A 23,177-nucleotide genomic window follows, 5' to 3' on the forward strand; every position below is an offset into this window, starting at 1 on the left:
CTGAAGGCGATTTCCCGAGCATTTACGAGGGGGTGAGACACAGCGACAGGCATCATTGTGTAGACGGTCTGTGGGGACGATCTTGGCGCTGGACCGTCGCTTTGACGGTTTTGCACACTCTCTCAATGACTTGAGAGTCGCTGGAGCGGGCGAAGGGATTCGAACCCTCGACCCCAACCTTGGCAAGGTTGTGCTCTACCCCTGAGCTACGCCCGCTCTGGCGCCTGGCCCGGTGCACGTACCGGGCGGGTGAGGCGCGGCCACTAGCACCCGCCCTCCGCCTTGCCAAGCCCCTTGGCTTCCCCGTGCGTCCGGCCCACATGAGGCGCCAGGCAAGCACACGGAGAACAGCATCTTGGCCACCACCCTGGGGATGAGCGCCGCCGACAAGACCGCCGTCGAGGAATTCCGCCGCGACGTCGTCGAGCCGTCGATGACCAAGCTCGTCATCATCGATTTCTGGGCGGAATGGTGCGGGCCGTGCAAGGCGCTGACCCCGCTCCTGGAAAAGGTCGCGGCCGATTATGCCGACAAGGGCGTCGTGCTCGCCAAGATCGACACCGACAAGAACAAGTTCATCGCCGCGCAATTCCAGATCCGCTCCATCCCCACGGTCTATGCGATGCATGGCGGCCAGCTTGTCGCCGACATGACCAGCGCGCGCACCGAATCGCAGCTGCGCGTCATCCTCGACCAGCTGCTCAAGCAATTGCCGATCGAATCGGAAGCGGCCGACGCGGAGGCGGAGCTGGAGCCGCTGATCGCGATGGCCGAGCAGGTGCTGGCCGAGGGCGACGCCGCCCGCGCGCTGTCGATCTTCGACCAGCTCGCCGAGATGGCGCCCGATCATCCGGCCGTGCTGTCGGGTCGCCTGCGCGCGCTCGTCGCGGCGGGTGAGCATGACGAGGCGGCGGCGTTGATCGCGGTGCTGCCGCCCGAACTGGCCAAGGACCCCGGCATCGCACGCGCCCAGGCGACGCTCGCCCTCGCGCGCGCGGCGCCGCCAGTCGACGACCTCGGGCCCCTGGTCGCGGCGGTCAACGCCGACCCGGACGATCTGGAGGCCCGCTTCACCCTCGCCAAGGCGCAGATGGCGGCGGGGGATCGTGATGGGGCGGCTGATGGTCTGCTTCACATCGTGGCGGTCGACCGCGACTGGAACGAGGGCGCGGCGCGCGCGCAGTTGCTGCAGATCTTCGAGGTGGTCGGGCTGGTCGACCCCTGGGTGTCGGCGCAGCGCCGCCGCCTGTCCGCGATCCTGTTCGGATGAGCACCCGCCTGTCGATCTTTCCGCTGCCCGGCGCGATCCTGTTTCCGGGCATGCACCTGCCGCTCCATCTGTTCGAGCCCCGCTACCGGGCGCTGATATCGGACGCGATGGCGCGCGACCGGCGCATCGGCATGATCCAGCCCAAGGGAGCGGGGGGCGGCGGCGACCGGCCCGAGCTGTTCGACCTGGGCTGTGTCGGGCGCATCGCCGAGGTCGAGGCGCTCGACGACGGCCGCTACAATGTCATCCTGGAAGGCGTGGCGCTGTTCCGCGTCATCCGCGAGCTCGACGTGTCCACGCTGTTCCGCCAGGTCGAGGCCGAGTTCCTCCCCCGCGTCCCCGACGAGACGTTATCGCTCGGCCGCCGCTCCGCGCTGGAGATGGAATCGCGCCGCTTCGCCGAGGCGGCGGGCTATGCGGTCGACTGGGACCAGGTCGGCAAGCTCGACGACGAGACGCTGACCAACGGCATCGCCCAGATCGCCCCCTTCGACGCCGCCGCCAAGCAGGCGCTGCTCGAGGCGCCCGGCATCGAGAGCCGCGCCGAATTGCTGATCCAGCTGATGCAGTTCTTCGGCCGTCACGACGGCGAGGACCGGGTGACGTTGCAGTGAGGCTCACCCGGTGAGCCTCGACCCCTGGCTCCTCGACCGCCTCTGCTGCCCCTTGACGCGCACCCCGCTGCGCTATGACGAGGCGGCGGGCGAGCTGGTGTCGGAGGCGGCGGGCCTCGCCTATCCGATCCGCGAGGGCGTGCCCGTGATGCTGGTCGAGGAGGCGCGGCGGATCGACCCGGCGAGCTGAGTCGCGGGCGGGATGCCCGTCAGACCAGACTACCCCTGAGCAACATCGGCAGCGCCCCCGCCTCGCCCCGCGCCTCGGCCATGAAGGCGCGCTTGAGCGGGTCGATCGCGTTCACCGCGCCGATGCCCAACCGCCGGACCGCGCTCGCCGTCCGCCCCGATATGCCGAACAGCCGCGCCAGCCCGTCGGTCGCCGCCGCGATCGCGCCGGTGTCGAGCGCGCGCCACCGCCGGTAGCGCGCGAGCAGCGCCGGGTCGCCCAGGTCGAGCCCGGTGCGCTTGCCCTCGACCAGCACCTCCGTCAGCGCCGCCACGTCGCGCAGGCCGAGGTTCAGGCCCTGCCCCGCGATCGGATGGATGCCGTGCGCGGCGTCGCCGACCAGCGCCAGCCGCTCGGCGACGATCCGCGAGGCCAGGTGGAAGCCCAGCGGATAGCTCGACCGGGCCGACGCGCCCGACAGCGCGCCCAGGAACCCGCCCATCCGCTTCTCCGCCTCATGGAGAAAGGCACGGTCGGACAGCTTCAGCATCCCGGCCGCATCGCCTTCCGCCACCGTCCACACCATCGCCGAGCGGTGGCCCCCCGCATCGTCGACCAGCGGCAGCAGCGCGAACGGCCCCGCGGGGTAGAAGATCTCGTACGCCACTCCCCCGTGCGGCCGCGCGTGATGAAAGGCGCCGATGATCGCGGCGTCGTCATAGCGCCAGCGCGCGACGTTGATCCCCGCCGCCGCCCGCGTCGGCGAATTGCGCCCCTCCGCCGCGATCAGGAGCGGCGCGCGTACCGTTCCGCCGTCGTCGAGCGTCGCCGTGACGCCGTGCTCGCCACGTTCCACCGACACAGTCCGGGTACGCATCCGCAAATCCACGGCCGCCGCCTCGCCCAGCGCAGCATGGAGCGCCCGGCGGAGCGCGCGGTTCTCGTACATCACGCCCAGGGCACCGTCGTCCGCGTCCGGCGTGAAGTCGAGCCGCCCCGGCCGGAGCCCGTCCGAGACCCGGATCGACCCGATCGGCTGGCCCAGCCCTTCGAGCCGGTCGAGGACGCCGATCGCGCCGAGCATCCGCCCGCTGGCGCTGGCGATCGCCGAAGCGCGCCCGTCGAATCCGGGCGCCAGCGTCACCGCCGGGTCGGCGGGATCGACCACGACCGCGCTCAGGCCGTGCCGCGCCAGCGCCAGCGCCAGCGTCGCGCCGACCAGCCCCCCGCCGAGGATCAGGACATCCGCATGGGTGGTGGTGCTCATAAGCCACGCCCTTATGCTCCCCGCGCGCCTACGCCAACACCGCCTTGACGCCGCCACCCGCCCCCGCGATGCTTTCGTGCTGGTTTGGGACCGCTGTTATTTAGGGGAATTCGAGGATGGCGAGCCACGCGCAGCCGGGCCGGACGGGGCAGTCCGGGCTTTGGCGCGAGACGGTGCGGGCGGGGGCGGTGCGCTCGGGGGCGCTGCTGACCAGCGCGCTGCTGTTCCTCGTCGCGCTCCTGGCGGCGCTCGCCCTGGCCAGCTATCATCCGGGCGACCCGGCGATCAACACCGCGGGCGGCGGTCCGGCGCGCAACCTGATCGGGCTGCCGGGCGCCTGGTTCGCCGACCTGGCGCTGACCGCGTTCGGCCCCGCCGTCGCGCTGCTCCTGCCCGTCGTCCCGATCGTCGCGCTGCGGCTGTGGAAGGGACTGCCCGCCGGGCGGTGGGGACGGATGCTGCGCGGCTCCGCGATCGGGGTGGCGTTGATGGCGGCGGCGTTTTCCACCGTGTCGGACGGATCGGTGCTGGCGCTGCCCGCCGGCTGGGGCGGTGTGGTCGGGCTGGCGCTGACGGGCGCCGCGCAATGGGCGACCGGGTTCATCGGCCAGCCCGAGGCGCAGTGGTGGACATTGCTCGCCTTCGGGCTCGTCGCGGGCGTGACGGGCGCGCTGGTCTGGGGGCGCGCGGTCGAGATCGACTGGGCCGAGCTCGCCCGCCGCTCGCGCCCGACGCGCCGTTCGACGCTCGCGGGCGGCTATGCCGACGTGCCGGCGGCGGACGAACCGCTCGAACTCACCCGGCGTCCGGTGACGCCGCGCGCCCCGGAGGCCGCGACGCCGATCGACCGGCCCGCGCCCGTCATCGCCGAGCGCGGATCGTCGCCGGGCGCCATGCCCGCCGCGCCCAGGCGCCCGGTCGACAGCCACGCCGTCTTCAAGCTGCCCGCGCCCGACCTGCTCACCCCCGCACCGCCCGCCCCCAAGGGCGCGATCGACCGCCCCGCGCTGGAGCGCAACGCGCGCCTGCTCGAATCCGTCCTCGACGACTTCCATGTCCGCGGGCAGATCACCGAGGTCCGCCCCGGCCCCGTCGTGACGATGTACGAGCTGGAACCCGCCCCCGGCATCAAGGCGAGCCGGGTGATCCAGCTCGCCGACGACATCGCGCGCAACATGTCGGCCATCTCCGCGCGCGTCGCGACCATCCCCGGCCGCACCGTGATCGGCATCGAGCTGCCCAACCCGAACCGCGAGATGGTGTCGCTCCACGAACTGGTCGGTAGCCAGGCGTTCGAGGACCAGGCCGCGCAGCTGCCGATCATCCTGGGCAAGAACATCGCCGGCGACCCCGTCGTCGCCGACCTGGCGCCGATGCCGCATCTGCTGGTCGCGGGCACGACCGGATCGGGCAAGTCGGTGGGGCTGAACGCGATGATCCTGTCGCTGCTCTACCGGCTGACCCCCGACCAGTGCCGCATGATCATGATCGATCCCAAGATGCTGGAGCTGTCGGCCTATGACGACATCCCGCATCTGCTGTCGCCCGTCGTCACCGATCCCGCCAAGGCGGTGCGCGCGCTGAAATGGGCGGTCGAGCAGATGGAGGACCGGTATCGCCAGATGTCGTCGGTCGGCGTCCGCTCGCTCGCGAGCTTCAACGACAAGGTCCGCGCCGCCGCCGCCAAGGGCCAGCCGCTCGGCCGCCGCGTCCAGACGGGGTACAACCCCGATACCGGCCAGCCGATCTATGAGGAGGAGAAGCTCGAATATGACGTCCTCCCGCAGATCGTCGTCATCGTCGACGAGCTGGCCGACCTGATGATGACGGCGGGCAAGGAGGTCGAATTCCTGATCCAGCGCCTGGCGCAAAAGGCGCGCGCGGCGGGCATCCACCTGATCATGGCGACGCAGCGCCCCTCGGTCGACGTCATCACCGGCGTGATCAAGGCGAACCTGCCGACCCGCATCTCGTTCCACGTGACCAGCAAGATCGACAGCCGCACCATCCTGGGCGAACAGGGGGCCGAGCAGCTGCTGGGCAAGGGCGACATGCTCTACATGCCCGGCGGGCGCGGGATCGTCCGCGTCCACGGCCCCTTCGTCTCGGACGAGGAGGTCCACCGCGTCGCCGATTTCTGGCGGTCGCAGGGGTCGCCCGACTATATCTCGTCGGTCACCGAGGAGCCGGAGGAGAGCTACCAGCTCGAAGGCGCCCCCACCGGCGAGGATTCGGCGGAGGACCAGCAATATCGCGCCGCCGTCCAGCTCGTCTGCGAAAGCCGCAAGGCCTCGACCTCCTGGCTCCAGCGCCAGCTGCGCATCGGCTACAACTCGGCCGCGCGGCTGATCGAGCGGATGGAAAAGGACGGCGTGGTCGGCCGCCCCGACCATGTGGGCCGGCGCGAGGTGCTGCGCGACGCGGAGGGTCACGCGATCTGACGCGAAGGGGCGCCGGCCCCTTGGCGGCGTCGAGGAGATGAACTCGACCCGCGCGTCCTGAGTAGGGGCTGAGCTTGTCGAAGCCTGTCCCCTTCGACCGCCCGCCAAGGCAGGCGCTCAGGACAGGCTCCGCCGAGCTCAGCGGCTACTCAGGACCAACGGCACGGGAGACGCTACCGCTACCCTTCAGCCTCCCCCCCCCACCGAACGGGCCGATGAGCCGCCGATATTCCGCCTCGGGCAGGCCGTAACTGTCGCCGGCCAGCTCCGTCAGCTTGTCGCGGTCGAGAATGATGACGCGTCCGCGCTTGGACCGGATCATCCCCGCGCCTTCGAGGATGTGGAGCGTCACCGTCACCCCGCTGCGCTCGGCGGCGATCATCATTCCCATGAATTCGTGCGTCAGCGGGATCTCGTCGGTGTCGAGCCGGTCGTGCACCATCAGCAGCCACCGCGCGAGCCGCGACTCGATGCGGTGATGCGCGTTGGTCGCCGCGCTCTGCGCCGTCTGGATCACGAAAGCCTGGACATAGCGGAGCAGCCCGATCCGCAGCGTCGCGCTTTCGTCGACGGCGGCGAGGAAGCGGTCGGCGTCGATGCGCAGCGCGCTTCGGCCCGCGACCTGGACGAAGGTCCCGTGCGGGCTTCGGTCGGCGCCGAGCAGCAGGAACGACGCGGACATGCCGTCGCGACCGAAGATGCCCACCTCGGTGCGGCCGCTATCGGGCATGTCGGCGACGACCGAGGTGACCCCGTCCTCGGGAAAATAGACATGATCGACCGGCCGATCGGCGGAAACGAGCACCAGGTCGCGCGGTAGCGGCACCCGCGTGACGTCACGCGCCAGCAGCGCCCGGTCGTCCGGCGACAGGGCGGCGAGCAGGATATTATTCGTCTGAATTTCGTCGGATCGCGACATGACCACCCCTTGATTCGGGGCGGGAGCACGGCGCATCTTCCAGTCGGCCGCGCCCGGAGAGTCGGCGACCAATGTCGAAAACGATAGAGTAGCGAAGTCCGAATGCCAAGACGGACGGACTGTGGGGTATCGCACAGTTGGCGACAATCCTGATCCAGGATAACGACTTAGCCAGAGCCCGTCGCTTGCTCCGCCAATTAGGTGTCGATATCCGAACTGTCGATAAAACAAGATCGACCGGAATTTCGGCTCTGCCTCCCACCGCGATGAACGTGTGCTGTCCCACATTGGGTTTCACAGGCTAAATCGCTGGTTTATTTGAACGATACTTGGATCACTGATTGATTGTTCGAGGGGTAACCCATGTTTAATGACGAGCATCGCTATCTGCAGCGCCGCGCCGAAGCGGAGCTCGACCTCGCGCAGCGGGCGACGCACGGCAAGGTCGCGGCGGCCCATCACCAGATGGCGGAAGCCTATCTGAACCGCGCGGCCTCGTTGGAGCCGCCTCGACCGGTCCGACCGTGATGGCGGAGACATCGCAGCGCCTGGTCATGTCGCGGCGCGGGCGAACGGGGCTCGCCGACACGCGGCTATGGAAATCGGCCTATCTGTCGAGCGGGGAGCGCGGCGCCCTCGCCGATGCCGTGCACACGCCCCGTGTGCTCGACGCGAACGCCGACCTGCTGCGCGAGGGTGACAGCACCGACAGCCTGTTCCTCCTGGTCGAGGGCTGGGCCTGCCGTTGTACGACCACCGGTGACGGTTCGCGCCAGATCGCCGGGCTGGCGGTGCCGGGCGATGTCGTCAACCTCGACTCGCTGCTGCTCGACCGGATCGATTACGGCGTGCGGGTGATCCGGCGCGCGACGGTGCTGACGCTGGCGCGCGACCGGGCGCTGGCGCTGGCGGCCGAGCATCCGGGCATCGCGCGCGCCTTTACCTGGCTGGCGCTGGTCGAGAATGCGACGCTCGGCAAATGGGCCTTGTGCCTGGGCCGGCGTTCGTCGCGCGAGCGGCTGGCGCATCTGTTCTGCGAACTGAGCCTGCGCCTGGGCGGCGAGAGCGGCAATGAAAGCGGGTTCGAGCTTCCGCTCACCCAGGAACATCTGGCCGATGCGCTCGGGCTGACCCCCGTTCATGTCAACCGCGTCATGCAGCAGCTCCGCGCCGAGGGGCTCATCGCCACCGCCAGCCGGGTGATGACGATCCCCGACGTCGCGCGGCTGCGCCGGGTGGGCGAGTTCGACGGGCGCTATCTCCACCTGAACCAGGAAGCGCCCGCTTCCGCCGGTTGAGCCGCCGCCCTGCACGGTTCAGAGCGCGTTCAACCCGACCGGAACAAAGGCCGGGCGTTCGACCCGAGGAGAGTTGCTTGTTCCGCTTCCTGCCCGCCCTTGCCCCGGCTCTTGCCCTTGCCGCCGTGGCCGCCCCCGTCTCCGCGCAGGCCGACGACCTGGCGTCGGTCCAGCGGCACCTCCGGGCGCTCACCACGCTGACCGCGGATTTCACCCAGACCGACCGCAACGGGCGCGTGCTGACGGGGGTGCTGACGCTCAAGCAGCCCGGCCGCGTCCGCTTTCAGTACGAAAAGGGCGTGCCGCTGCTCATCGTCGCGGAGGGCGGGGCGCTGACCTTCATCGACTATTCGGTGCGCCAGGTGCAGCGCTGGCCGATCCGGAACTCGCCGCTGGGGGTGCTGCTCGATCCCGGCCGCGACCTGTCGCGCTATGCCCGGGTGGTGCCCGGGGCGCCCCAGATCGTCTCGGTCGAGGCGCGCGACCCCAAGCATCCCGAATATGGCCGCATCACCTTGATCTTCGCGCGCGACGCGGGCGGCCCCGCCGGGTTGAAGCTCCAGGGCTGGGTCGCGCTCGACAGCCAGAACAACCGCACCACCGTGCGCCTGACGAACCAGCGCCACGGCGCCCCCGTCAGCGACGGGACGTTCCGCTGGAACGACCCGCGGAGAACATCCCCGCGTTCCTGACGAACCATTCATCGAAGCGACAGGTTACCTAACCTATAGCAGACCTCGCGGATGTGGCGCGGGCGTTCGGGATTTTCCCCCTGTTGCCCGGATGGTCGTTCCACTTCCCGCCTGCGTGACGAACGCCAGGTCGGCCCTCGCTCCATGCCCCCGGAGCGGGGGCCTTTCGCTTTTGGCGGCCGCCGGGTCGGCCAGCCGACCCGTTCGACGACGCGGCTTTGCCGCGACGCGCAAACCCCCTAAGTCCCGACCCGTGAAGATCGCCTCCTGGAACATCAACTCGGTGCGGTTCCGCATCGACATCGTGTCGCAATTCCTCCGCGAGAACGAACCCGACATCCTGTGCCTGCAAGAGACCAAGGTCGTCGACGGCGACTTCCCCGCCGACGCCTTCCGCGCGCTGGGCTATGAGCACATCGTCGTCCATGGCCAGCGGATGCATCACGGGGTCGCGATCGTCAGCCGCGTGCCGCTCCTGGAGGACGACCGCTTCGACTGGCAGGCCAATCGCGAAGCGCGTCATGTCGGCGTCCGGCTGGCGAACGGGGTGCGGCTGGAGAATGTGTACATCCCCGCCGGCGGCGACGTGCCCGACCGCGAGGTCAATCCGAAGTTCGGCCAGAAGCTCGACTTCCTCGATCGCATGACGCGCTGGTCCGACGCGCTCGACGTCCCGACCGTGCTGGTCGGCGATTTCAACGTCGCCCCGCTCCCCTGCGACGTGTGGAGCCACAAGCAGCTGATGGACGTGGTCAGCCACACGCCGATCGAGATCGCGGCGCTGGACCGGCTCCGGGCGGCGAACGAATGGGTCGATCTGGGCCGCCATTTCCAGCCCGCGCCGACGCCCGTCTTCACCTGGTGGAGCTACCGCGCCAAGGACTGGGCCGCGTCGAACCGGGGCCGCCGCCTGGACCATCAATGGGCGAGCCCCGACGTGGCGGGCGCCGCGCGGGCGCACCACGTCTTCACCGGCTGCCGCGACTGGCTGAAACCATCGGATCACGTGCCGCTGGTCACCGAGTTCGACTGGTGAGCGATCCGCGCGCCGCCGCGCGGGCGATCGACGCGCTGCGCAGGGGGTGGCCCATCGCGATCGACGCGCTGGGGCTGATCGCGGTCGAAACCGCCGACGAGGACCGCCTGCGCGCCTTCGAGGGCCGCCGCCCCAGCGATCTCCTGATCTCCGCGGGACGCGCGGCGACGCTCAAGCTCGCCAACCAGCGCGAGGCCGCCAGCCCCGACGCGCCCGTCCTCGTCGAGCGCGCGCCCTGGATCGACCTTCCCGCCGCCTTCGCGCTCGCCGATCCGCAGCTCGACCTCGCGACCCCGCTAAAAGGTCCCTATCACGCGCTACCCCTGATCGACCTTGCGCCCGCCGGCGCCGCGCTGCGGCTGGCGCGGATCGCCGGGCTGCTCCCCGCCTTCTTCACCGGCGACCCCGCCCTGGCCGAGGTCAGGCTGACCCCCGCCGATCTCGACATGCATGAGGATCCCGACCGCCTCCGGCTCGCCACCCGCGCGCGCCTGCCCGTCGCGGGCGCGGAGGATGCGGAGATCGCCGCCTTCCGTTCGCCCGAATCGGCGGACGAGCATGTCGCCCTGCTCGTCGGTCGCCCCGATGGCCGCCCGCCGCTGGTGCGGCTGCACAGCGAATGCCTGACCGGGGACGTGCTCGGCTCGCTCAAATGCGATTGCGGTCCCCAGCTCCACGCCGCGATCAGCGCCATCGCCGATACGGGCTGGGGTATCCTCCTTTATCTGCGCCAGGAGGGTCGCGGGATCGGGCTGGTCAACAAATTGCGCGCCTATCGGCTGCAGGACCAGGGATTCGACACGGTCGACGCGAACACCCGGCTGGGCTTCGCGGTCGACGCGCGCGATTTCGGGGTGGCGGCGCGGATGCTGGCGCTGCTCGGCCAGGACCGGGTGCGGCTGCTGACCAACAATCCGGCCAAGGTCGCCGGGCTGGAGGCGAAGGGCGTGACGGTGGTCGAGCGGGTGCCGCATTTCCTGCCGGCGAACCCGCACAACGAAGGCTATCTGGCGACAAAGCGGGACCGGACGGGGCATCAGCTATAGTCGCAGGAGGGCTTGCGGCGCCCCGCCGCAAGACCCGCCCAAGACTGGCCGGCGTGGCACCCGCCACGACCGACGACGCGGCTTTGCCGCGGCGCTGCGCTGAAAGGTCTCAGCCTTGCACTAGACTCGCTAGCTCCGCCCAACCCTCCGCAACCCTATCCACCCCCAGCGCGCGAAGCCGCTCGCCGTGGCCGACCCCGCAATGCGACCCCGCGCAAAGCCCCACCACATAGGCCCCGCTCGCCACCGCGCCCGTCGCGCCCACCGGCGAGTCCTCGACGATCAGGCAATCCCCGATCGCGACGCCCAGCGCCGCCGCCGCGTGGAGGTACAGGTCGGGCGCGGGCTTGCCCCGTTCGACATGCTCGCGCCCCGAATAAAGATGCGCCCCGAACGCGTCGCGCAACCCGATATGCTCCAGGTGCCGGGCGATCCACGCCGTCGAACTCGACGACACGATGGCGCGCGGTAAGGCGGGCGGGAGCGCGCGGACGAAATCGACCGCGCCCGCCACCGCGTCGATCCCCGCCGCCATCACCCGCTCGTCCTCCGCCGCGCGCGCGGTGTGGAAGGCCTGGGGCAGCGGCCCGCCGATCCAGCGCTCGATCGCGGCGGTGAAGTCGCGCCCGGCCAGCCCCATGAAATGGGCCATCGACTCCTCGACGCTGGTCGGATAGCCGTTGGCCGTCAGCCAGTTGGCGATCTGGCGATTGCCCAGATATTCGCTCTCGATCAGCACCCCGTCGAAGTCGAACAGAATCGCCGCGAAGGTCATGCGCGCGCGCCGAACAGCGCCGACCCGACGCGCACATGGGTGGCCCCGATCATCACCGCCGTCTCGAAATCATCCGACATGCCCATGCTGAGCCCCGCCACCCCCTCGTCGCGCGCCAGCTTGGCGAGCAGCGCGAAATAGGGCGCGGCCTCGACCCCGGCGGGGGGCAGGCACATCAGCCCGGCCACGGGCAGCTCCGCCGCGCGCGCCCGGGCGAGCAGCGCGGGCAGCGCGGCGATCGTGCACCCGCCCTTCTGCGCCTCCTCGCCGATATTGACCTGGACGAAGCAGTCGGGGCGTCGTCCCGCCCGGTCCATCGCCCGACCGAGCGCGGTCACCAGCGAGGGCCGGTCGACCGAATGGATCGCGTCGAACAGCGCCACCGCCTCGTCCGCCTTGTTGGACTGCAACTGGCCCACGAGGTGGAGCCGCACGTCGGGATAGTGGTCGCGCAGCGCGGGCCATTTCCCGGCCGTTTCCGCCACCCGGTTCTCGCCGAACGCCCGCTGTCCGGCGTCCAGCAGCGGGCGGATAGCGTCGGCGGGATGGGTCTTGGACACCGCGACCAGCGTCACCGCGCCCGCCGCGCGTCCGACGGACGCGGCCGCCCTGGCGATCCGGCCGGTGATCGCGTCGATGGTGATGCCAGCGCTCATGCCGCGCCCTATAGGAGGCGCGATGCGCGCCCGATACCCCGGCCAATGGCTCATGACCGACGAGCGCATCGGGGACGCGCTGCTGCCGACGCTTCTGGCGCTGAAGCCGGGATCGGGGGTGGTGTTCCGCCATTACGCGCTCGGCGCGCGCGAGCGGCGTGCCCTGTTCGCGCGGGTGCGCAGGATCGCGCGCGCACGGGGGCTGGTGCTGGTGGTCGCGCGGCCTGAACGGGTCGGGCGCGCGCGTGGCGTGCACGGAACCGCGAAGGGCAGGGGGATCAGGACCTGGCCGGCGCACGACCGTCGCCAGGCGATCGCAGGGGTCCGGGCTGGCGCCGACCTGCTGTTCGTGTCGCCGGTGTTCCCGACACGGTCGCATCCGGGCGGGCGGGCGATCGGGGCGGCGCGGGCGGCGGCGATCGGGCGGGGGCTGGGCGTCCGCGTGATCGCGCTGGGGGGAATGACGGCGCGACGGTTCCGGGGGGTGCGGGGATTGGGGTTTGCGGGATGGGCCGGAATTGATGGGTTTGCCGTCTGACCGATGCGGGATGTTGGAGCGACCCTGGGGGTCAGGCCGCGGCAAAGCCGCGCCTCTCGCACGACCGCGCTCCCGTAAGACGGCGAGCGTGATGGTCGCTACGAAAGCACCCTCTTCGCGCCTCCGCGTCTCCGCGTGAACAAATCTGTCCGACGATCCCTGTCATAACAGTGGAAGGAGAAACGACGCGACCATGCCGCGTCGTCGGTCGTAGCTGGCGCTACGCCGGCCGAGCTTGCGCGAGTCTTTAGGCAGGGTGCCTAAAGCCGCGCCGCGCTAGAAGCGAAAAGCCGTCCCCAGATACACCGCCTGGCTGTCCCGCCGGTCGTCCAACCGCGTCACCCGCTCGCGGTCGGTCCGATAGCGGACGCCCGCCGTCACATCCAGGTTGCGCGTCAGCGAGTAGGAGCTGCCGACATCGAGCGAATAGCTGCGTGTGCCCTCGACCAGCTGCGGCCCGGTGCCCGTCGCGCGGTCCGCGCCCGCCTGGACGCGCGTGGTCAGGCGCGGAAGCGAGTAGCTGACGCCGACTTCCGCCGATTCGCGCCCGCCGAGCTGGCCCGGCAGATCGACCTTGGCGACATCGCCCGACAGCGCGAACCGGCGCCAGCCGACCGCGAGACCCAGATTATACGCGATCGGCGCCAGTCCGACCGTCGGTGCGGCGGCGGCGACGCGGTCCGCGCCCGGACGCGTGGTCCGCGCGCGGACCGCGACGGTGACCGCGCGGCTGTTCTTCGCCTCGGCGGGGGTGAAACGGAAGCCGCGCGTTTCCAGCCCGCCGCGCGCGAACAGCGCCGCGAGCCGCGGATCGGCCGAGGACGGGGTGAACGACCCGACGCCGCGCGCGGGCACAGGCGGGCGCTTCGCGGCGACCTTGCGCGTCTGCTCGGTCGCGGCGACCGCGGGCGCGACGACGGCGCCGGCGGCGACAAGCCCTCCGGCGACGACCCCCGCGACGATGCGGCCCCTGTTGCTCCCGAACTTCACGACTTTGCACCTGTTGCGCCCGACGTGCGATTCCAAGCGGCAATCTTGTTCCGCCCGCGCATCATGCCGCTTTTTCGCCCAACTGTTGCAATTGGCACACAACATGCCCCGCCGGGCGCCGCGCCGGACCGCTCCTTGCGGCGCCGGGGTCGCGCTAGTAGAGCGAAAGGCAATTATGATCCGATCCCGGATACCCGTTTCAGGACCACAGCCCATGATCCGCCCTTCCCGCCTTCTTCTGGCCCCGACGCTGCTCGGCGTCCTGCTTCCGCTCGCCGCCTGTGGCGGCAAGCGCGAGGGCCTGACCCCCGATCTCGCCGCGTCCCGGGTGACCACGATCGGCGTCAATTCCTATCTGTGGCGCGCGAGCCTGGACACCTTGTCGTTCATGCCGCTCGTCCAGACGGATTCGAACGGCGGGGTCATCGTCACCGACTGGTATGTCAATCCGCAGACCCCGACCGAGCGGATGAAGGTCACCGTCACCATCCTCGACCAGGATCTGCGCGCCGATGCGCTGCGCGTCGCGGCGATCCGCCAGGTCAACCAGGGCGGCCAGTGGGTCGCGGCTCCCGTCCAGGCGGCGACCGTCCAGAAGCTGGAGGAGATCATCCTCGTCCGCGCCCGCGACCTGCGCCGCGCCTCCATCGCGAGCTGATCCGAGCGCATGGCCTCCCGCTTCAACGCGCTGAAGAGCGACGCGGCCTGGCAAAAGGTCTGGGACGAGCGCGGCACCTTCGCCGCCGACGACGATTCCACCAAGCCGCGCTCCTACGTCCTCGAGATGTTCCCCTATCCCTCGGGGCGCATCCATATGGGCCATGTCCGCAACTACACGATGGGCGACGTGCTGGCGCGCTTCCGCCGGATGACGGGGCATGAGGTTCTCCACCCCATGGGCTGGGACGCGTTCGGCATGCCCGCCGAGAATGCGGCGATGGAGAAGGGCGTCCACCCCGGCGGCTGGACCCGCGCGAACATCGCGACGATGAAGGCGCAGCTCAAGCGGCTGGGTTTCGCGCTCGACTGGACGCGCGAGCTCGCCACCTGCGATCCCGATTATTACGGCCATGAGCAGGCGCTGTTCCTCGATCTCCATGCGGCGGGGCTCGTCTATCGCAAGGAATCGGCGGTCAATTGGGACCCGGTCGACCATACGGTGCTCGCCAACGAGCAGGTGATCGACGGGCGCGGCTGGCGCTCGGGCGCCCCCGTCGAGCGGCGCAAGCTCTCCCAATGGTTCCTGCGGATCACCGATTTCGCCGACGAGCTGATCGAGGGTCTGGGCGACCTGAAGGACTGGCCCGACAAGGTGCGGCTGATGCAGGAGAACTGGATCGGCCGGTCGCGCGGGCTGCGGTTCCGCTTCGAGCTTTCCGTCGGCGGCGAGGTCGAGGTCTTCACCACCCGCCCCGACACCATCTTCGGCGCCAGCTTCGTCGCGGTCGCCGCCGACCATCCGCTGGCCCAGGCCGCCGCCGCGCAGAACCCGGAGGCCGCCGCGTTCGTGGAGCGCTGCCGTCAGGGCGGCACCACCGCCGCCGAGCTGGATACGCAGGAGAAGCTGGGCTTCGACACCGGGCTGACCGCGCGGCATCCCTTCGATCCCGACTGGCGCCTGCCCGTCTACATCGCGAACTTCGTGCTGATGGAATATGGCACCGGCGCGGTGTTCGGCGTCCCCGCGCACGACCAGCGCGACCTCGACTTCGCCCGCAAATATGCGCTGCCCGTGCGCCGCGTCGTTTCGGACGGCGAGAACAGCGCGCCCGACTTCCGGGGCGATGTCGCCTATACCGGCCCCGGCCTTCTCGTGAACTCGCGGCTGCTCGACGGCATGGATGCCGAGACCGCCAAGCGCGCCGTCGTCGACCGCGCCGAGGCGGAGGGCTGGGGCGACGGCACCACCGTCTACCGGCTGCGCGACTGGGGCGTGTCGCGCCAGCGTTACTGGGGCACGCCCATCCCCATCATCCACTGCGACGCCTGCGGCCCGGTCGCGGTGCCGCGCGAGCAACTGCCCGTCATCCTGCCCGAGGACGTGACCTTCGACGTCCCCGGCAACCCGCTTGACCGTCATCCGACGTGGAAGCATGTCGCCTGCCCGTCCTGCGACCGCCCGGCGCGGCGCGAGACCGACACGCTCGACACCTTTGTCGATTCGAGCTGGTATTTCATCCGCTTCGCCAGCCAGCCGGAGGACAGGCCGTTCGACAAGGCGACGGCCGAGCGCTGGCTGCCCGTCGGCCAATATATCGGCGGGGTCGAGCATGCGATCCTCCACCTGCTCTACGCCCGCTTCTGGACCCGCGCGCTCAGGCATATCGGGCGGCTCGACGTGGCCGAGCCCTTCGCGGGGCTGTTCACGCAAGGGATGGTGACGCACGAGACCTACAGGTCCGCCGACGGCCGCTGGCTCTCCCCCGACGATGTCGACGACGGCGTCGAACGGTCCACGGGCCAGCCCGTGACCGTCGGCCGGATCGAGAAGATGTCCAAGTCCAAGAAGAACACGGTCGATCCCGAACCCATCGTCGACCAGTACGGCGCGGACGCGGTGCGCTGGTTCATGCTGTCCGACAGCCCCCCCGAGCGCGACCTGCCCTGGTCGGAAGCCGGGATCGAGGGCGCCTGGCGCTTCGTCCAGCGGCTCTGGCGCCTGTTCGACGACAGCAAGGGTGGGGAGGGCGAGGACAGGGAATTGGGGCGCAAGCTCCACCGGACGATCGCCGGGGTCGCGGCCGATATCGAGGCGCTGGCCTTCAACAAGGCCGTCGCCAAGCTCCACGAACTGGTCAATGCGATCGAAAAGGCGCCGGCCTCCGCGACCCGCGCCGAGGCGGTCCGGGCGGCGATGCTCCTGGTCGCCCCCATGACGCCCCATCTCGCCGAGGAAGCCTGGGCCGCCGCCGGCAATGACGGCCTGATCGCCGATGCGCCATGGCCCCCGGTCGACACCGCGCTCCTCGTGGCCGACGAGGTGACGATCGCGGTCCAGGTCAACGGCAAGCTCCGCGATACGATCACCCTGCCCAAGGGCCTGGCGCGCGAGGAGGTGGAGGCGGCCGCGCTTTCCTCCGACAAGATCGTCCAGTTCCTCGCCGGGGCCGCGCCGCGCAAGGTGATCGTCGTGCCCGACCGCCTCGTGAACCTGGTCGCATGAAGCGCGCCGCGATCCTCCTCGCCCTCGCCCTCCCGGGGTGCGGGCTTCAGCCGCTTTATGCCGGCGGCGCGAACGGCCCCGTCGCCTCGTCGCTCGGCCGGGTCGAGGTCGGCGCGATCGAGGGCCGGGCGGGCTGGCTGATGGCCAATGCGCTGCGCGACCGCCTGGCCGATGCGGGAAGCGGTCCGCGCTATCGGCTCGACGTGCGCCTCGACGACCAGATCACCGGGCTCGGCATCCGGCGCGACGACGCGGTCACCCGCGAGCGCCGAGCCTTGCGCGCACGCTACCAGTTGGTCGACACGCGCAACGGCGCGGTCGTGCTCGACGCCACCGCCGGATCGGATGCGGGGATCGACGTGGTGCAGAGCGAATATGCCACCATCGCGGCCGAGAACACCGCGCTCGAACGCCTGTCGATGATCGTCGCCGACGAGATCGTCGCGCGGCTGGCCGTCTACGCCCGCGGCAATCCGCGGTGACGGGCCGGTGAAGGCCAATGCCGGCCAGATCAGGGCCGCGCTCGACCACCCCCGCCACCGCCTGATCCTGCTTCACGGCCCCGATGCGGGCCTGGCCAACGACCTCGCCGCCCGACTCGGCAAGACGATGGGCGCCGAGGCCGGGCGCGTCGACCTCGACGGTGCCGCACTGAAAGCCGACCCCGCGCGCCTCGCCGACGAGGCCGCGTCGATGTCGCTGTTCGGCGACAAGAGATGGATCCGCGTCACCGGCGTCGGCGAGGAATCGGTCGGCGCCATCGCCGCGCTGCTCGAAGGCGAGCAGGCCGGCAACCCCGTCCTCGCCATCGCCCCGACGGCCAAGGCGACCTCCAAGCTCGTCAAGCTCGCGCTCGACCACCGCGATGCGCTCGCCTTCGCCTGCTACCCGCCCAGCGCGGCCGATCTGGAGCGCCAGCTCGGCCAGACGGCGCGCGAGCTGGGGCTGCACGTCGACCCGCTCCTGCTCCGCCGGGTAATCGCGGCGAGCGGGGGCGAATCGGCGATCGCCACGCGCGAACTGGAAAAGCTCGCTTTGTATCTCGACGCCGATCCGGAGCGCCCCGCCGATCTCATCCCCCAGGCGCTGGACGATCTGTCCGCCGATCTGGGCGAGGCGGAAGCGGGGCGGCTGGTCGACGCCGTGCTCCTCGGCGACCCCGCCGCGCTCGGGGGCGAACTCGCGCGCCTGCGCGAGTCGGGCGTCTCCCCCATTCCCTGGCTTCGCCAGCTGCAGCGCCGCCTGCTGGGCCTGGCCGCGATGCGCGCCGATCTCGACGGCGGCGAGGCGGTCGACGCGGTGATGAAACGTCACCGCGTCTTCTTCCGCGAGGAAGCGGCGACCACCCGCGCGCTGCGCGCCTGGGGCCCCGGCCAGCTCGCCCGCGCCCTGACCCATGTCCGCGCCGCGGAACGCGCGATCATGGCGCCGGGCAATGCCGGCACCGTGCTCGCCGAACAGGCGGTCGAGACGATCGCGCGTGCCCAAGCCCGGCGGCGCTGACATGTGCAACCGCTACGTCATGAGCGCCGATCTCGCCGAACTCGCCACCCGCTACGATGTCGGGCTTCCCCCGCGCGACGACGTGACGCTGCCGCCGCCCGAGCTATTCCCCGATCGCCCCGCCTTGGTCGTCCGGCAGGAAGGCGGCACCCGTATCCTCGATGTCATGAGCTGGGGCTTTCCCTTCCAGACGCAGGGCAAGACCAAGCTGCTGGAGAAGCGCGTCACCAATGTCCGCAATCTCGACAGCGGCTTCTGGCGTCATGCCCTCACCGACCCCGCGCGGCGCTGTCTGGTGCCCTTCACCGCGTTCAGCGAATATGGTCAGATCCGAGGGCCCGACGGCAAGCTCCCGCTTCACTGGTTTTCCGTTCCCTCGCGCCCGATCACCAGCTTCGCGGGCATCTGGCGCCCGGTGCAGGGCGGCGCGCGCGCCTATGCCTTTCTGACCTGCGAGCCCAACAGCCTCGTCGCACCGATCCATCCCAAGGCGATGCCGGTGCTGCTTCACCGGGAGGACGAGGAACGCTGGCTGGCCGGCGAGCTCGGCGAGCTCGTGTCGCCCTTCCCCGCCCAGCTCATGACGGTCGACGCCTAGATACCCTCGCCCGTCAGCCGCTGGCAGACCATGTCGAGCTGGTCGAGCGTCGCATAGCCCAATGTCAGCGTGCCCCCTTGCTCGCCATGGGCGATCCTGACCGTCAGCCCCAGCAAATCGGCCAGCTGGCTTTCCAGCGCCGCGACATCGCCGTCGACGCCGCCCTGGGTCCGCTCGCCGCCGTCGCGTGGGCCGCGCGTCCGCTCGCGGGCCTTGGCGCCCCGCGCCAGCTTCTCCGTATCGCGCACCGAAAGCCCGCGCGCCGCCACCTCGCGCGCCAGTTCCTCGACATCGCGCGATCCCAGCAGCGCGCGGGCATGGCCCATCGACAGCGCGCCCTCGACGACCATCGCCTGGACGCTTTCGGGCAGCTCCAGCAGCCGCAGCAGATTGGCGACATGGCTGCGCGATTTGTGGACGATCTTGGCCAGCGCCTCCTGCGTATGGCCGTACTCGCCCGACAGCCGCTGATAGGCCTGGGCTTCCTCGATCGCGTTGAGGTCCTGGCGCTGGATATTCTCCACCAGCGCGATCTCGAGCGTCTCGGAGTCGTTGAATTGGCGCACGACGACCGGCACCTCGGTCAGCCGCGCGCGCTGCGCCGCGCGCCAGCGGCGCTCGCCCGCGACGATCTGATAGTCGCGCCCATGCGGCCGCACCACGATCGGCTGGATCACCCCGCGCGCGGCGATCGAGGCGGCGAGCTCGTCGAGCGACGCGTCGTCGAAGCGGCGGCGCGGCTGGTCGGGATGCGGCGCCATCGCGCTCACCGGCAGCATCCGCACGCCCGGCGAGGTATCGCCGCCGTCGCCGATCGGCTCCTCGCGCGCGATGTCGCCGAGCAGCGCGTTGAGTCCGCGGCCCAGCCCGCCGCGCCGCTTGCTCGCTTCGGTCATTCGGCGGCCTGGGCGAGGATGTCCGCCGACGCCGGCAGCCGCGCGATCAGCTCGCGGGCGAGCGCGATATAGGCCTGGCTCCCCGCGCAGCGATGATCGTAGATCAGCGCGGGCAACCCGTGGCTAGGCGCTTCGGACAGGCGGACGTTGCGCGGGATCACCGTCTCGAACACCACACGGCCCAGCACCGCGCGGACATCGGCCGACACCTGCTCGGTCAGGCGGTTGCGCCGGTCGAACATCGTCAGCGCGACGCCCACGATCGACAGGCCGGGGTTGAAGCGGGTGCGGATACGCTCGACGGTGGTCAGCAGCTGGCTCAACCCCTCCAGCGCGAAGAATTCGCATTGCAGCGGCACGAACAGCGAATCCGCCGCCACCATCGCGTTGATGGTCAGCAGTCCGAGCGAGGGCGGACAGTCGATCAGCACGATGTCATAGCCGCCGCGCGACCGCCGAAGCGCGCGGTCGAGCCGGTGCGTCCGCTCCGCCATCTCGACCAGTTCGATCTCCGCGCCCGACAGGTCCTGCGTCGCGGGCACCAGGTCCAGCCCCGGCACCGGCGAGCGCATCGCCGCCTCGTCGACGCTCGCATTGCCGAGCAGCACGTTATAGCTCGACCGGACCCGCAGCGACTGGCCGACGCCCAGCCCGGTCGACGCATTGCCCTGCGGGTCGAGATCGATCAGCAGCGTCTTCTTGCCCGTGGCGGCGAGCGCGGTCGCGATGTTGATCGCGCTCGTCGTCTTGCCGACGCCGCCCTTCTGGTTGGCGATGGCGATGATCGTCATCGGCCGAACACACCACGGAGCACGACGATCTGGGAGTCGGGATCGGTCAAGCTCTGTTCCACGTGAAACACTCGCGCATATCGAGGCAGTCCGGCCAGCTCCTCGGGCGATACGCGCCCACGCGGCAGCAGCCAGACCGTGTCGCGTGATGCCACGTGTCGGGCGGCTTCCACAAGCGCCGCGATGGAGCCGACCGCGCGGGCGCTGATCGTTTTGGCACGCGCGGTCACGGATTCGACCTTGGACGCGTGGACATGGACGTGCGGCAGACCCAATATGTGCGCCGCTTCTTCGAGGAACACCGCGCGCTTTCGCCGCGGCTCGACCAGGTGCATCGCCGTGTCGCGGACGACCGCGACCGCGAGTCCCGGAAAGCCGCCCCCGGTCCCGATGTCGAGCCAAGCCCCGTCGGCCGGCGCGAGATCAACGAGCTGGAGCGAGTCGACGATATGACGCGACCAGATGCCGGCGAGCGTCGAGGGGGAGACAAGATTCTGCCGCGCCGTCTCGTCGGTCACCAACGCGACGAGCCGTTCGAGCTTGGCCAGCACCTCAGCGTCGAAGCGGTCGACGATCCAGCCGCGCGCTTCCTCCTCAGTCACGCGGCCTTGGGTCCCGCGCGCCGGGCGTGGAGCAGGATCGCGGTCAGCGCGGCCGGGGTGACGCCGCGTATCCGCCCCGCCGCGGCCAGGCTGTCCGGCGCCGCCTTGCTCAGCCGCTCGATCATCTCGGTCGAGAGGCCCGGGACCGCGGCATAATCGAGCGCGGCGGGCAGCTTCCGGTCGCCGCGCATCCGCTCCGCGACCTCGGCCGCCTGACGTTCGAGGTAAGGCGCATAACGGGCATCCTCGACGATCTCGGTCACGACATCGGGGTCGATTCCGATCCCCGCGCCGGGCGCCACGTCGTCCAGCCCGATCGTCCGGATGCGCAGCCATTCCCAAGCCGACTGCCGCACCCCGTCGCGCGCGACGCCGAGATCGTTCGCCGCCAGCGTCGATGCCGTCCGCGTCACCTCCAGCCGCACGCGCAATGTCGCGCGATCGGCATCGCGTGTATCGAGATGTCGCAGTCGCGCCTCGGACAGGCATCCGAGTCGTCGCCCGTCCGGCCCCAGCCGGGTCTCGGCATTGTCGGCGCGCAGGCTCAGCCGGTACTCGGCGCGCGCGGTGAGCATGCGATAAGGCTCGGTGACGCCATGAAGGATCAGGTCGTCGATCATCACCCCCAGATAGCTCGTCGCGCGGTCCGGCAGATAGGGTTCCAGGTCCAACGCCGCCGCCGCCGCGCCGAGCCCGGCGACCAGCCCCTGCCCCGCCGCCTCCTCATACCCCGTCGTGCCGTTCACCTGGCCCGCCAGGAACAGCCCCGGAATGGCGGTCACCTGCAGATCGCGGCCCAGCGCGCGCGGGTCGACATGGTCATATTCGACCGCATAACCCGGCACCGTGATCGCCGCGCGTTCGAGCCCGGCGACCGAGCGGACCAGCTGCTCCTGCACAGCGACCGGCAGCGAGGTCGAGATGCCGTTCGGATAGACGACCGGGTCGTCCAGCCCTTCGGGTTCGAGGAATATCTGATGCCCGTCGCGGTCGCCGAAGCGGTGGACCTTGTCCTCGATCGACGGGCAGTAACGCGGCCCCGACGCGTCGATCGCGCCGCTGAACAGCGGCGAGCGGTCGAGCCCCGCGCGGATGATCGCATGGGTGCGTTCGTTGGTCCGCGTCGCGCCGCACGCGACCTGTGGCAGCCGCCCGGCTCCGGTTATCGGCGACATGGTCCAGCGTTCCGCGTCGGACGGCTGCTCGACGATCCGCGCCCAGTCGATCGTGCGCCCGTCGATCCGGGGCGGCGTGCCCGTCTTGAGCCGCGCCATCGGCAGCCCGTGCGCGCGAAGCTGTTCGGCGAGCGGACCCGCTGGTCGCTCGCCGATCCGCCCACCGGCCATGCGCTCGTCGCCCCGGAACATCCGGGCGGCCAGGAACGTCCCCGCCGCGACCACCACCGCACGGGCCGGCAACACCGATCCGTCGGTCATCACCGCGCCCGCGACCCGGCCCCGTTCGATCGCCAGCGAGGCGACCTCGCCTTCGACCACCCGCAGCTTGGGTTGCGCGGCGACCATCGCCTGGATCGCCGCAGCGAACCGCTTACGGTCGGCCTGCACGCGGGGCCCACGTACCGCCATGCCCTTGGAGCGGTTGAGCATCCGGTGGTGGATCGCCGCGGCGTCCGCCGCCCGCGCGATCGCGCCGTCGAGCGCGTCGACCTCGCGCACGATATGGCCCTTGCCCAGCCCGCCGATCGCCGGGTTGCACGACATCGCCCCGATCGTCCGCCGATCCATCGTCACCAGCAAGGTCGCCGCGCCCCGACGCGCGCTCGCCAGCGCCGCCTCGACGCCCGCATGTCCACCACCGATGACGATCACGTCGCTCATGCTCCCCGGCCTAGTTAAGCGAGGGATGAAGGTCAAAACTGTTCCACGTGGAACACCCTATTTGCCGATGCAGAA

At 70.5% G+C, this 23,177-nt stretch carries 24 protein-coding genes and 1 tRNA gene; 15 read left to right on the forward strand and 10 right to left on the reverse strand.

The features are described 5' to 3' along the window. Positions 1-141 precede the first annotated feature (141 nt). Positions 142-216 (reverse strand) — tRNA-Gly (locus VF592_RS05160). Between the two features lie 157 nt (positions 217-373). Between VF592_RS05160 and VF592_RS05165 the strand changes: the two genes are divergently transcribed. The 3 genes from VF592_RS05165 to VF592_RS05175 are packed head-to-tail and all read left to right on the forward strand — an operon-like array spanning position 374 to position 2,074. Continuing rightward, positions 374-1,270, forward strand: coding sequence for a tetratricopeptide repeat protein (locus tag VF592_RS05165; RefSeq protein ID WP_331004569.1), 897 nt, complete (start codon positions 374-376; stop codon positions 1,268-1,270). After that, positions 1,267-1,884 carry an LON peptidase substrate-binding domain-containing protein gene (locus VF592_RS05170; RefSeq protein WP_331004546.1) on the forward strand — a complete coding sequence of 206 codons (618 nt, stop codon included), beginning with the start codon at positions 1,267-1,269 and terminating at the stop codon, positions 1,882-1,884. The genes VF592_RS05165 and VF592_RS05170 overlap by 4 nt, the downstream gene beginning before the upstream one ends. 10 nt (positions 1,885-1,894) lie before the next feature. Continuing rightward, a complete protein-coding gene (locus VF592_RS05175; protein ID WP_331004547.1) occupies positions 1,895-2,074 on the forward strand; it encodes a Trm112 family protein in 180 nt (59 codons plus the stop codon). Between the two features lie 19 nt (positions 2,075-2,093). On the opposite strand, the gene VF592_RS05180 is transcribed toward VF592_RS05175, so the two are convergent. Continuing rightward, on the reverse strand, positions 2,094-3,320 hold the full coding sequence (locus tag VF592_RS05180; RefSeq protein WP_331004548.1) for a UbiH/UbiF/VisC/COQ6 family ubiquinone biosynthesis hydroxylase: 1,227 nt from the start codon (positions 3,318-3,320) through the stop codon (positions 2,094-2,096). Positions 3,321-3,436: 116 nt separating this feature from the next. Here VF592_RS05180 and VF592_RS05185 point away from each other — a divergent pair, with 116 nt between their 5' ends. Next, positions 3,437-5,761, forward strand: a complete 2,325-nt coding sequence (locus VF592_RS05185) for an FtsK/SpoIIIE family DNA translocase (RefSeq protein ID WP_331004549.1) — start codon at positions 3,437-3,439, stop codon at positions 5,759-5,761. Between the two features lie 145 nt (positions 5,762-5,906). Here VF592_RS05185 and VF592_RS05190 read toward each other — a convergent pair whose 3' ends face one another. Continuing rightward, entirely contained in the window at positions 5,907-6,680 is a 774-nt protein-coding gene (locus VF592_RS05190) for a Crp/Fnr family transcriptional regulator (RefSeq protein WP_331004550.1), read from the reverse strand. Between the two features lie 363 nt (positions 6,681-7,043). Between VF592_RS05190 and VF592_RS05195 the strand changes: the two genes are divergently transcribed. From VF592_RS05195 to ribA, 5 genes are all read left to right on the forward strand, one after another. Next, entirely contained in the window at positions 7,044-7,208 is a 165-nt protein-coding gene (locus tag VF592_RS05195; RefSeq protein WP_331004551.1) for a hypothetical protein, read from the forward strand. Beyond that, positions 7,208-7,978 carry a Crp/Fnr family transcriptional regulator gene (locus VF592_RS05200; protein WP_331004552.1) on the forward strand — a complete coding sequence of 257 codons (771 nt, stop codon included), beginning with the start codon at positions 7,208-7,210 and terminating at the stop codon, positions 7,976-7,978. The genes VF592_RS05195 and VF592_RS05200 overlap by 1 nt, the downstream gene beginning before the upstream one ends. A 77-nt stretch (positions 7,979-8,055) precedes the next feature. Further along, on the forward strand, positions 8,056-8,670 hold the full coding sequence (locus tag VF592_RS05205) for an outer membrane lipoprotein carrier protein LolA (RefSeq protein WP_331004553.1): 615 nt from the start codon (positions 8,056-8,058) through the stop codon (positions 8,668-8,670). A 253-nt stretch (positions 8,671-8,923) separates the two neighbouring features. Next, positions 8,924-9,706, forward strand: a complete 783-nt coding sequence (locus VF592_RS05210; protein ID WP_331004554.1) for an exodeoxyribonuclease III — start codon at positions 8,924-8,926, stop codon at positions 9,704-9,706. Beyond that, positions 9,703-10,752, forward strand: a complete 1,050-nt coding sequence (gene ribA, locus VF592_RS05215; protein WP_331004555.1) for a GTP cyclohydrolase II — start codon at positions 9,703-9,705, stop codon at positions 10,750-10,752. Before VF592_RS05210 ends, ribA begins: the two co-directional genes overlap by 4 nt. A gap of 109 nt (positions 10,753-10,861) precedes the next feature. On the opposite strand, the gene VF592_RS05220 is transcribed toward ribA, so the two are convergent. After that, a complete protein-coding gene (locus VF592_RS05220) occupies positions 10,862-11,527 on the reverse strand; it encodes an HAD family phosphatase (RefSeq protein WP_331004556.1) in 666 nt (221 codons plus the stop codon). Next, complete coding sequence (locus tag VF592_RS05225; RefSeq protein ID WP_331004557.1) at positions 11,524-12,183, reverse strand: YggS family pyridoxal phosphate-dependent enzyme; 660 nt, start codon at positions 12,181-12,183, stop codon at positions 11,524-11,526. The genes VF592_RS05220 and VF592_RS05225 overlap by 4 nt, the downstream gene beginning before the upstream one ends. 22 nt (positions 12,184-12,205) lie before the next feature. On the opposite strand from VF592_RS05225, the gene VF592_RS05230 reads away from it, so the two are divergent. After that, positions 12,206-12,721 (forward strand): thiamine phosphate synthase, encoded by a 516-nt coding sequence (locus tag VF592_RS05230; protein WP_331004558.1) that lies wholly within the window; start codon positions 12,206-12,208, stop codon positions 12,719-12,721. Positions 12,722-12,997: 276 nt separating this feature from the next. On the opposite strand, the gene VF592_RS05235 is transcribed toward VF592_RS05230, so the two are convergent. Beyond that, the gene (locus VF592_RS05235) at positions 12,998-13,711 is read right to left on the reverse strand and encodes a porin (RefSeq protein WP_331004559.1); all 714 of its coding nucleotides are present in this window, start codon (positions 13,709-13,711) and stop codon (positions 12,998-13,000) included. Positions 13,712-13,925: 214 nt separating this feature from the next. On the opposite strand from VF592_RS05235, the gene VF592_RS05240 reads away from it, so the two are divergent. The 5 genes from VF592_RS05240 to VF592_RS05260 are packed head-to-tail and all read left to right on the forward strand — an operon-like array spanning position 13,926 to position 18,975. Continuing rightward, positions 13,926-14,369, forward strand: a complete 444-nt coding sequence (locus tag VF592_RS05240; RefSeq protein ID WP_331004560.1) for a DUF3576 domain-containing protein — start codon at positions 13,926-13,928, stop codon at positions 14,367-14,369. A gap of 9 nt (positions 14,370-14,378) precedes the next feature. Continuing rightward, the gene (gene leuS, locus VF592_RS05245; RefSeq protein WP_331004561.1) at positions 14,379-16,874 is read left to right on the forward strand and encodes a leucine--tRNA ligase; all 2,496 of its coding nucleotides are present in this window, start codon (positions 14,379-14,381) and stop codon (positions 16,872-16,874) included. Further along, positions 16,871-17,356: an LPS assembly lipoprotein LptE gene (gene lptE / locus VF592_RS05250; RefSeq protein ID WP_331004562.1), complete on the forward strand. Its 486-nt coding sequence runs from the start codon at positions 16,871-16,873 to the stop codon at positions 17,354-17,356. Before leuS ends, lptE begins: the two co-directional genes overlap by 4 nt. A 7-nt stretch (positions 17,357-17,363) precedes the next feature. Then, entirely contained in the window at positions 17,364-18,377 is a 1,014-nt protein-coding gene (holA, locus tag VF592_RS05255) for a DNA polymerase III subunit delta (protein ID WP_331004563.1), read from the forward strand. Beyond that, positions 18,355-18,975 (forward strand): SOS response-associated peptidase, encoded by a 621-nt coding sequence (locus VF592_RS05260; protein WP_331004564.1) that lies wholly within the window; start codon positions 18,355-18,357, stop codon positions 18,973-18,975. Before holA ends, VF592_RS05260 begins: the two co-directional genes overlap by 23 nt. Here the strand turns inward: VF592_RS05260 and VF592_RS05265 are convergent. The 4 genes from VF592_RS05265 to mnmG are packed head-to-tail and all read right to left on the reverse strand — an operon-like array spanning position 18,972 to position 23,102. Then, positions 18,972-19,871, reverse strand: a complete 900-nt coding sequence (locus VF592_RS05265) for a ParB/RepB/Spo0J family partition protein (protein ID WP_331004565.1) — start codon at positions 19,869-19,871, stop codon at positions 18,972-18,974. The two genes, VF592_RS05260 and VF592_RS05265, sit on opposite strands and share 4 nt — an antisense overlap. Next, entirely contained in the window at positions 19,868-20,662 is a 795-nt protein-coding gene (locus VF592_RS05270) for an AAA family ATPase (RefSeq protein ID WP_331004566.1), read from the reverse strand. The genes VF592_RS05265 and VF592_RS05270 overlap by 4 nt, the downstream gene beginning before the upstream one ends. Beyond that, positions 20,659-21,264 carry a 16S rRNA (guanine(527)-N(7))-methyltransferase RsmG gene (rsmG, locus tag VF592_RS05275; protein ID WP_331004567.1) on the reverse strand — a complete coding sequence of 202 codons (606 nt, stop codon included), beginning with the start codon at positions 21,262-21,264 and terminating at the stop codon, positions 20,659-20,661. Before rsmG ends, VF592_RS05270 begins: the two co-directional genes overlap by 4 nt. Beyond that, complete coding sequence (mnmG, locus tag VF592_RS05280; protein WP_331004568.1) at positions 21,261-23,102, reverse strand: tRNA uridine-5-carboxymethylaminomethyl(34) synthesis enzyme MnmG; 1,842 nt, start codon at positions 23,100-23,102, stop codon at positions 21,261-21,263. Before mnmG ends, rsmG begins: the two co-directional genes overlap by 4 nt. Positions 23,103-23,177 lie beyond the last annotated feature (75 nt).

Origin of the sequence: Sphingomonas sp. (assembly GCF_036388435.1) — a bacterium.
Taxonomy (GTDB): Bacteria; Pseudomonadota; Alphaproteobacteria; order Sphingomonadales; family Sphingomonadaceae; genus Sphingomonas.